The sequence below is a fragment of the Virgibacillus oceani genome (genome assembly GCF_014638995.1).
Lineage (GTDB): Bacteria > Bacillota > Bacilli > Bacillales > Amphibacillaceae > Virgibacillus_E > Virgibacillus_E oceani.
Genome location: NZ_BMFR01000021.1, coordinates 45,430 through 54,875, shown reverse-complemented (window position 1 = coordinate 54,875; position 9,446 = coordinate 45,430). Strand labels below are relative to the sequence as shown.

General features: G+C 37.4%; 8 protein-coding genes. All 8 read left to right on the top strand.

The features are described 5' to 3' along the window. Positions 1-175 precede the first annotated feature (175 nt). Positions 176-2,095 carry a BglG family transcription antiterminator gene (locus tag IEV74_RS17340; protein WP_188456631.1) on the top strand — a complete coding sequence of 640 codons (1,920 nt, stop codon included), beginning with the start codon at positions 176-178 and terminating at the stop codon, positions 2,093-2,095. Between the two features lie 138 nt (positions 2,096-2,233). After that, positions 2,234-3,550 carry a 6-phospho-beta-glucosidase gene (locus tag IEV74_RS17335; protein ID WP_188456630.1) on the top strand — a complete coding sequence of 439 codons (1,317 nt, stop codon included), beginning with the start codon at positions 2,234-2,236 and terminating at the stop codon, positions 3,548-3,550. A 19-nt stretch (positions 3,551-3,569) separates the two neighbouring features. Further along, the gene (locus tag IEV74_RS17330) at positions 3,570-3,872 is read left to right on the top strand and encodes a PTS sugar transporter subunit IIB (protein WP_188456629.1); all 303 of its coding nucleotides are present in this window, start codon (positions 3,570-3,572) and stop codon (positions 3,870-3,872) included. A 24-nt stretch (positions 3,873-3,896) separates the two neighbouring features. Next, positions 3,897-5,171, top strand: a complete 1,275-nt coding sequence (gene celB, locus IEV74_RS17325) for a PTS cellobiose transporter subunit IIC (protein ID WP_188456628.1) — start codon at positions 3,897-3,899, stop codon at positions 5,169-5,171. 13 nt (positions 5,172-5,184) lie between these two features. Further along, positions 5,185-5,931: a ChbG/HpnK family deacetylase gene (locus tag IEV74_RS17320; protein WP_188456627.1), complete on the top strand. Its 747-nt coding sequence runs from the start codon at positions 5,185-5,187 to the stop codon at positions 5,929-5,931. Between the two features lies 1 nt (position 5,932). After that, a complete protein-coding gene (locus IEV74_RS17315; protein ID WP_188456626.1) occupies positions 5,933-6,280 on the top strand; it encodes a PTS lactose/cellobiose transporter subunit IIA in 348 nt (115 codons plus the stop codon). A 52-nt stretch (positions 6,281-6,332) separates the two neighbouring features. Then, entirely contained in the window at positions 6,333-8,177 is a 1,845-nt protein-coding gene (locus IEV74_RS17310) for an exo-beta-N-acetylmuramidase NamZ family protein (protein WP_229683233.1), read from the top strand. Positions 8,178-8,250: 73 nt separating this feature from the next. Beyond that, positions 8,251-9,318 carry a tetratricopeptide repeat protein gene (locus IEV74_RS17305; RefSeq protein WP_188456625.1) on the top strand — a complete coding sequence of 356 codons (1,068 nt, stop codon included), beginning with the start codon at positions 8,251-8,253 and terminating at the stop codon, positions 9,316-9,318. The last annotated feature ends 128 nt before the right edge of the window (positions 9,319-9,446 follow it).

Here is a 9,446-nt window from a genome sequence, read left to right as displayed (position 1 = left end):
AACAAACGATATCTTATTTCGAGATTGTCGTTTTTGCTCCCAAAGGTAAAATGGTAATGTAAAATTTTCACATATATAATATTTATTTACAGTTATGCAACGCTAGTGGGTCTGACCCCCTGTCCCGATTTTGTGTTACAATATAACTAATTTTCTAATAAAGGGGGTTAGTTTGATGAATTCGAGATGGCAGGAAATTATACAGTTACTGATGAAATCGAATGACCCTATGACTAGTGAACAGTTAGCGATGCACTTGCTTGTGAGTTCAAAAACGGTGAGAAATGATATTAAAGAATTGAATCATTTGCTTGAGCAAAGTGATTTGAAAATTGAATCCATTCGTGGTAAAGGGTACCACCTGGAGATTACGGATAATAAGAAATTGAAGCAATTTATTCAGGAGCGCCTGGATTCTAGAGAAGTAATTCCAAGTGAACCGGAGGCAAGAATCCTTTTTTTAATGGAAAAACTTTTATTACAGTCCTATTATTTAAAGATGGACGACCTGGCGGGGGAACTTTATATTAGTCGTTCAACATTAAAAAGTGATATAAAACTGGTCCGTGGAATACTTGAGGACTATAACTTAGTTCTTGATCAAAAGCCAAATTACGGGATTAAAGTTATAGGAAATGAAACACAGATACGATTTTGTATTTCTGAATATATTTTTAACCAAAAGCCTGTTCCTTTAGATGATCCAGCAGATTGGCTTTCCATCCTGTCGAAAAGAGATTTGGAAATCATAAAAACTAGTATTCTATCTAATATGAGAAAGCACAATATAATTATTTCAGATATCGGGTTGCAAAATTTAATCACGCACCTAGCGATAGCGTGTAAGCGAATTAGAGAATCAAATTCAGTTGAAATTGTTCATGAAGAATTACGTCATATGAAGGGCAAAAAAGAGTTCGCGGTAGCATCGGAAATTGTACAGGATGTTGAAGCGGGTCTAAGTGTTAACTTTAGTGAAAATGAAGTAGCATACCTGGCAATTCATTTACAGGGAACAAAGCTGGTACATTCAAATCAGGAAAAAGAAAATATCAATTCCATTATTGATCAAAAGGTTTATAATTTGGTAACTGAAATGGTAAATATTATAGATGAAAAATATTATTTCAATCTTTCTGATGATGAAGAATTGCTGTTTGCCTTATGCCTGCATTTAATGCCCGCAATTAATCGCTACAAATTTCAAATGAACATTAGAAACCCAATGCTAGAAGAAATAAAAACAAAATACCCGCTTTCCTTTGAAGCAGCGTTAGTTATGGTTGATGTACTTGATGAAAAAATGGGTATTAAAATTGACGAAAATGAAATTGGTTACTTGGCGTTGCATCTCGAGGTTGCTCTGGAAAGGATTAAGAAATCTAGTGTTCATACGAAACGTTGTTTGATTGTCTGTGCCTCGGGGTTGGGAAGTGCACAGCTATTATCGTATAAATTAAAAAATAAATTTGGTGATGGCCTGGATATAATAGGAACAACAGAATATTATAACTTGAAACATCAATCTTTAACTGGTGTGGATTTTATTGTCAGCACAATTCCAATTACACAGGATTTGTCCGTTCCTGTTATACATGTGAGTACGATACTTGGTGACAGCGATGTTACTACTATTGAAACGGCAATAACTAAAGATAAATCGATTATTGAGCAATACATGCATGAAAAGGATACATTTTTAAAGCAGGATTTTGAAACACCGGAAGAGGTGATCAGATTTTTGGGGAACCATCTTGTGAATGATGGCAGGGTGGAAGATGACTATATTGATTATGTTTTGGAAAGGGAAAGCTATGCTCCTACAAGTTTTGGTAATCTGGTGGCAATTCCTCATCCACTTGAACCAAGAACAAATGCATCGTTTTGGTCGATTGTTACACTGAATAAACCGATTCAGTGGGGAGATAAGCCAGTTCAAATTGTTTTCCTCCTTAATACGAATATGGCCAAAAAAGATGATTTAAAGCCAATGTTTCATATTCTGGTTAAACTTATTGATGATAATAATCTTCTGCAGAGGCTTTTGCAATGCAGCACATTCGAACAATTTAAGAACTTCATAATAAGAAGGTAAAGGCAAGAGAAGCAATATTATTTCTTTTGCTTTTTATTTTGCATCAGTTTTTTTCCGTTGCTAACGGAAAATCATCCCCTACTAATGAATGCGCTTACAATATATGATGGGTGTATACATTAATGAAAGGGATGGAAAATGATGAAACCGCTTAAATTAGTTGTAATTGGAGGGGGGTCTTCTTATACCCCGGAATTAGTGGAGGGGATCATTGATAATCAGAAATCATTACAGGTATCGGAAATATGGCTGGTCGATATTGAAAAAGGTCAGGAAAAACTGGCAATAATAGAAGGATTATCAAGGAGAATGATCGAAAAAGCCAATTGTCCCATTAAAATTGTTGCAACACTAGATCGGAGAGAAGCCATTAAAAACGCGACATATATTATTACGCAAATCAGAGTCGGACAATTGAAAATGAGAAGAAATGATGAGTATATTTCGATTAAACATGGCGTTGTTGGACAGGAAACCACTGGGGCAGGTGGGTTTATGAAAGCATTGCGGACAATTCCAGTAATGCTGGACATATGTAAGGATATTGAAGAGCTTGCACCAGACGCATGGCTTTTAAATTTTACCAATCCAGCTGGCATCATTACAGAAGCCATTTTAAAGCATAGCAATGTTAACGTTATCGGTTTATGCAATAATCCAATCAACTTTTATAAGAAATTTGCTAAAACATATCAGGTGCCTATGAAGGATGTAAGTATTAACTTTGTCGGGATTAATCATCTCATCTGGATAACAGGGTTCTATATTAAAGGGCAATCCAGAATTGAAGATATTTTAACCGGCAAATCAGATAGTTACGAGGCAAAAAATATCCCTGATTTCGGGTGGGATCTAGAATTTCTTCAGTCACTAAAAGCAATACCATGCGGCTATCATAAATACTATTATCAAACCGACCAAATACTTGAAAAACAGCGTGAGGAATATAGTAGAAATGAAACGCGGGCAGACCAGGTTCAACAGGTTGAAAAAGAATTATTTGAAATCTATCAGAATCCGAATGTACAGGAAAAACCGAAAGCACTGGAACAAAGAGGTGGTGCGTATTACTCAGAAGCGGCAATTGAATTAATTAAATCAATCCATTTAGATTCAAAGAAAACCCATACGTTAAATGTGAAAAATAATGGGACAATACCGTGTTTACTAAATGATGCTTGTATTGAAGTGAATTGTGTGGTTGAAAATCATCAGATTACACCGCTCCAAGTTGGGAGTATCCCACCGCAAATCAGAGGGTTGCTGCAGCATGTAAAAGCATATGAAGAGTTGACTGTTAAGGCCGCTGTTACGGGAAATAGAGGAATCGCGCTGCAAGCATTGACATTACATCCACTTATTCCATCTGTTGACAAGGCAAAAAGCATATTCGATGAAATGTTAGCTGTTAATGAGCAGTATTTATCACAGTTCGATCTAGAAATAAAACTATAATCAAAGGGGAGATCAACCTATGAAAATTACATTATTATGTGCTCTTGGGATGAGTACAAGCCTACTAGTTGAAAAGATGAAAAAAGCTGCTAGCGCGAAATCTATCGAAGCTGAAATTGAAGCGCATTCAGTTGATGATTTGGAAGAACAACTGAAAACTGCCGATGTCATTCTGCTTGGACCGCAGATACGCTACAAGAAAAATGAACTATTTTCTAAAGCTGATGCAGCAAACACTCCGATGGATATTATTGATATGAAATCTTACGGAATTTTGGACGGGGAAAAAGTGCTTGAGCAAGCATTGAAGTTAATTAACTAATTTTAAATGAAGGAAGGTAGTACAATGAATGGATTTAATGCTTTCATGGAACGTTATTTCATGCCTGTTGCTGGTAAATTGGCAGAACAGCGCCATTTAAAAGCAATTCGGGATGGAATTATAGCAACCATGCCTTTATTGATTATCGGGAGTATTTTTTTAATTATATCTTCACCACCTGTAAAAGCATGGGCTGAATTTATGAAACCATATGCATCATCATTAAGTATTCCTGTTAATGCAACATTTGGGCTATTGGGTTTAATAGCTGTATTCGCTATTGCCTATAACCTTGCAAAAAGTTATCAAATGGATGGATTATCTGCCGGTGTATTAAGTATAGCTGCATTCTTTGTTGCTACACCTCTTACGGAAGACGGTAATATTCCCTTAAATTTAATGGGTAGTGAAGGGTTATTTATTGCTATTATTCTAGCGATATTTACGGTCGAGGTCTATCGTTTTTTTGAAAAAAGGAACATTGTTATTCGAATGCCTGATGGAGTCCCGCCCTCAGTCTGGCGAGCCTTTACTGCGCTGATACCGGGTGCTGCTATTATTTTCATGGTCTGGGGTGTAGACCTGATACTGAAAGCCGCATTTGATTTATCGTTACACGGTGTAGTTGCTGCCGTTTTACGTGAACCGCTGCAAATGGTTGGCGGAAGTCTGTGGGGGGCATTAGTAGCTATTTTGCTAATACATTTGCTATGGTCGTTTGGCATCCATGGAATTTCAGTTGTAGCAAGTGTTATGGCCCCAATCTGGTACAGTTTAACAGATGAAAATGTATCTGCACATCAAGCTGGAGAAGCATTACCGCATATTATCGGACAGCCATTTATGGCAATTTGGTGGGCTGTCGGTGGCTCTGGTATGGCTCTTGCACTAACGATTTTATTTGTTTGGCGAGCCCGTTCTAAGCATTTAAAAGGTCTAGGCAGGGGATCTATATGGGCTAGCATATTTAATATCAGTGAGCCAACAATATTTGGTGCGCCAGTGGTTATGAATCCGCTTTTAGTTATACCTTTTATTCTTGCTCCTTTAGTAGTTGGAACCGTAACGTATTTTGCCATGTCAATCGGATTTGTTGGTAAGCCGTATATTATTGTACCGTGGACAACACCACCACCTTTTTCAGGAATCCTTACTACAGGTGATTGGCGTGGAGGCGTATTAATGATTATTAATATATTACTGGCAATGGCAATCTATTACCCGTTTTTCCGGCTATATGATAAACAGCTGGTCCAGGAAGAGCAAACTACTGAAACTGCTGCTGCAACAAAGGAATAAGGTGATTTAAATAATGCATAATTCTGCAACCAGATTAATTGTAAATGCTGATGACTATGGTTTCTCACCAGGTGTGTCGGCGGGAATTCTTTACGCACATAAGCATGGTATTCTAACAAGTACTACTCTGATGGTTAATACCGATTATTCAAAGCAAAGTTTAGATGAAGTGAAGCAATATCCAAATCTTGGGGTTGGCTTGCATTTTGTGATGGATGCAGGCAAGCCTATTTCTTCTTCTGTAAGTAGTTTAACAGATCATAGCGGAAATTTTTTAAAAGGAAAAACACTTATCGAATCTGCTAAAAAGCAGGATATTAAAGAAGAACTTGTGGAACAGCTTGAGTTGCTGTACAAATGGGGGATTGATGTAACGCACATTGACAGTCACCATCACATGCATTTGCATATACCTCATGCATTGGAAGCAGTTGTGGAGGTAGCTGAATCGTATAATCTTCCTATTCGATCATTCTCCGAGACACAATTAAATGGAGTAATTATGTCCAGTGACTATTTCTATTATGATTTTTACGGGGAAGAGAATGTTTCAACAGCGTATTTATTGAAGTTATTTTCTAAACTAAAACCGGGAATTTCGGAAGTGATGTGCCACCCTGCATTTATGGATTTAAATTTAAGAAACCAAAGCAGCTATCATTTTCCTAGAATAAAAGAATTAGAGGTGCTTGTTGATCATAGGATTAACAGCTGGTTAAAAGAGCACTCGATAGAATTGATCCATTATGGAGGGCTGTAAAATGAACGTGGAACATTTTTCAATGGGACTTATATTACATGCGGGAAATGCAAAAAGCTTCTTACATGAGGCATTACACGATGCGAGAAATGGGAATTTTGAACCTGTTGATGCAAAAGTTCAACATGCATCGGCAGAGTTGCTGGAGGCACATAAGTTACAAACACAGTTTATTCAAGAGGATGCTAATGACGGTATGGAAAGATTACCTGTAATAGTAGTCCATGCACAGGATCACTTGATGACTGTCATGTCTGAAAAAGACCTTATAAAAGAAATGATTGAGATTTATCGAAAGCAATTTAATATGAACTTGAAAATTGAGCAATTAATGGAAGCTGTAAAGTAACAATGTTGTGGTAATTGGATAATCCATCTTTATTTTTACGAGGAGTGTTCATGTGAGGATCAATAAAATTATGATTATTGTTGCCGTTTTAATGGTAGTGCTGACATCTTCGTTAACAACATCGAATGCGGAAGGAAAAAAAGGCAATAAGAAAAATGGGAATGTAGTGCCTGGAATTGAAGTGTTATTAAAGGATCATTTAGATTGGGTAAAGGATAAAAAAGTCGGATTAATAACAAATCCTACAGGAGTTGATCGTAATTTGGTCAGCAGTATTGATTTGCTTTATAAACATCCGGAAGTTAATTTAACTGCCTTATTTGGTCCCGAGCACGGTATCCGGGGGGATCAGGAAGCAGGGGAATACGTAGACTCTTATATTGATGAAAAAACGGGTTTGCCTGTATACAGTTTATATGGTCCTACCTGGAAACCAACTGAGCAAATGCTGGAAGATGTTGACGTGTTGCTTTTTGACATTCAAGATATTGGTTCCAATGTTTATACGTATATTTATACACTAGGTTTTGCAATGGAAGCTGCCGCGGAATTTGATAAGGAATTAATTGTATTAGATCGCCCGAATCCAATTGGTGGAACTAAGGTGGAAGGACCACTCCGTTCTGAAGATACAGTTAGTTTCATGGGGAGATTTTTATTACCTGTAAGACACGGAATGACAGTTGGGGAATTAGCAACGATGTGGAATCATGGGTATAGCATGGGTGTGGACCTGAAAGTGGCTAAAATGAAGGGATGGAAACGGACCATGCACTTTGAAGATACTGGTCTGCCTTGGGTTATGACTTCTCCTAATATTCCAACGATGGAAACTGCCTATTTATATGCTGGAACCGAGCTGCTTGACGATACGACATTAACCATGGGACTCGGCACAACTAGACCATTTGAACTGGTTGGTGCACCGTGGATTGATGGAGAAGCGTTAGCGGAAGAAATGAACAGTAGAGATTTACAAGGCGTTTCGTTTAGGGCAGCATATTTTACCCCTATGTTTGGAAAATATGAAGGTGAATTGGTCGGCGGGGTACAGGTGCATATTGTTGACCCATCCGAAATCAATTTAGTAGCACTAGGCTTAAACCTTGTGGATGCGATGCGTGACCAAAACCCAGAGAAGTTTGAGATGACATCAAGCTATGCTAATCTTATTGGCGATCCAGATGTACCCGGAATGATTATGAATGATGTTCCAGTTAACGAGGTTGTGGATTCTTGGCAGAAAGAGTTGACTACATGGATAACGGAAGTGAGAAATCAGTATTTATTGTATAACCCTTATCCAAGTGGTGCGAATCCCTACAAAGAAAAAGGCTCTTTAGGTATTTTACCGTTAGATTTAACAGCATCCCCTGGTCAGAACGTGGATTTAACAGTGAAGGGGTATGACAAAAATGGAGAAGCTTTAGATATTGATCCTTCCTCGATTGAATGGCAAGTCTCTGGCGAAATTGGATACGTAGAAAACGGAACTTTTTATGCAACGAATGAAGGACAAGGGGAAGTTGTGGCGACCTACAATGATTATACTGCTTCACGTGAAGTTGAGGTATCGGCCACCAATATAGAAAATTTCCGTTATGGTATACACCCGGATTATTCAAGAATTGTGTTTGATTTAAATAAAACAGTGAATAATTATGAATTGGAGGAACAGGACGGTAAGTTGCTTTTGAAAATTCCTTATGGAGAGATCGATGGAGAATTAAATAAAGAAGGCGGGACTGTAACGATATCTAATAGTCCCGTTATCTCAAATATTGATTATTATATGGAAGAGGATATGTTTGTTGCAGCACTTAACTTGAATGTTGACAAAGTAGAATATCAAACACCAGAGTTTACCTCAAGAATAGTAGTAGATGTAATGCATTAGGCGGGACAAGGGCCAGGCGGAACAAGGGGTCAGACCCCTTGTCCCAGTTTCTGTTCCATACGATGACTGCTCTATGTTACTATATGGTAGAAATACTATAGCTGAAAGAATGGCTGAATTGCCTGTTTCACAAATTAATCCAAAGCTTATTAAGTTATTAATTGAAGATAAGACAAAAGAAATACCGGATTCTCCAACAAAGTCCTGTTTAACTGGAAAATATGTAAATACAATCATTAAAAACAATGAAAAGGTTGATAGATTCCATCAAGAAAATTCCTTTATGTTAACTTGCAAAAGTTGTGGCAGAAAAGGAAAATATGATGTTGGTCATATGGTCGTAAATACAGATGGAAATGATTCAGTGCAAAGCATCCAAACCACAGGATATTTTCGATGCAAACATTGTAATGATGCTGGAAACTGGGAGATGCCTAATGATTTTATGATACTGCCACTTGCAACAGTTTTGAAACAGATTGGAAGCGATGGCCAAAATGATAATCGATGTTCTGTTGGAAAGTTCGAATTGTTTGATGGAAGCTGGCACTTATATAGCTCAGATGCAGAAAATCATTTATTAACCAAAATTAATGAAAATCCACTAGATGGTTATCTTTGGAATCGACTTGGGAATTTATATCATCAAGGGAATCGTCCCGAATTGGCAGTAAATGCTTTTGAACAATCGGTAGCAATTGATCCTAATCAAACGGAATCACACTATACGTTGGGGAATTTACTATCACAAATGGAAGACTTTGAGAACGCCGCCTACCACTATAAGAGAATGCTTCTAACTGCTAGTGATTATCGAGCGGTTACCACAGAAACCTTGCGCCAAATATTAGCAGTTGGTTTACAAGGATTATATATAATTAGTCAGATCTCAGGTGGCGATATTCCATTTTTGCCTACTCGGGATGAATTAATAGAAGCTGGAAAGCTGAAAGAATTTGAGTCAAATGTTGTTGATATGGAAATAGAAATAGTACCAAATCAAACGGAATCCTTTTATCCATCTGCGGAAATATACATGGGTGCACGCCAAAAGGAATTGCCAGCAAGCATAAGAACTTTGAAGAAGCCAAAGTATAAGAAAAAGACTAAGAAAAGACATAAACGAACGAAACGGAAATAAGTAATGCAGCGGGACAAGGGGTCTGACCCCCTGTCCCGCTGCATAAGTACTAAATTTATTTTCCTCTTAATTGCTAAATTATGATTTGTTGATTTTGCTTGTATTATATGAATGGAAAATATAATTTC

Coding starts and splice junctions, on each gene's coding strand:
- IEV74_RS17320 (WP_188456627.1), top strand. CDS start 5,185: ATGCATAATTCTGCAACCAGATTAATTGTAAATGCTGATGACTATGGT.
- celB (WP_188456628.1), top strand. CDS start 3,897: ATGAATGGATTTAATGCTTTCATGGAACGTTATTTCATGCCTGTTGCT.
- IEV74_RS17340 (WP_188456631.1), top strand. CDS start 176: ATGAATTCGAGATGGCAGGAAATTATACAGTTACTGATGAAATCGAAT.
- IEV74_RS17330 (WP_188456629.1), top strand. CDS start 3,570: ATGAAAATTACATTATTATGTGCTCTTGGGATGAGTACAAGCCTACTA.
- IEV74_RS17335 (WP_188456630.1), top strand. CDS start 2,234: ATGATGAAACCGCTTAAATTAGTTGTAATTGGAGGGGGGTCTTCTTAT.
- IEV74_RS17305 (WP_188456625.1), top strand. CDS start 8,251: ATGTTACTATATGGTAGAAATACTATAGCTGAAAGAATGGCTGAATTG.
- IEV74_RS17315 (WP_188456626.1), top strand. CDS start 5,933: ATGAACGTGGAACATTTTTCAATGGGACTTATATTACATGCGGGAAAT.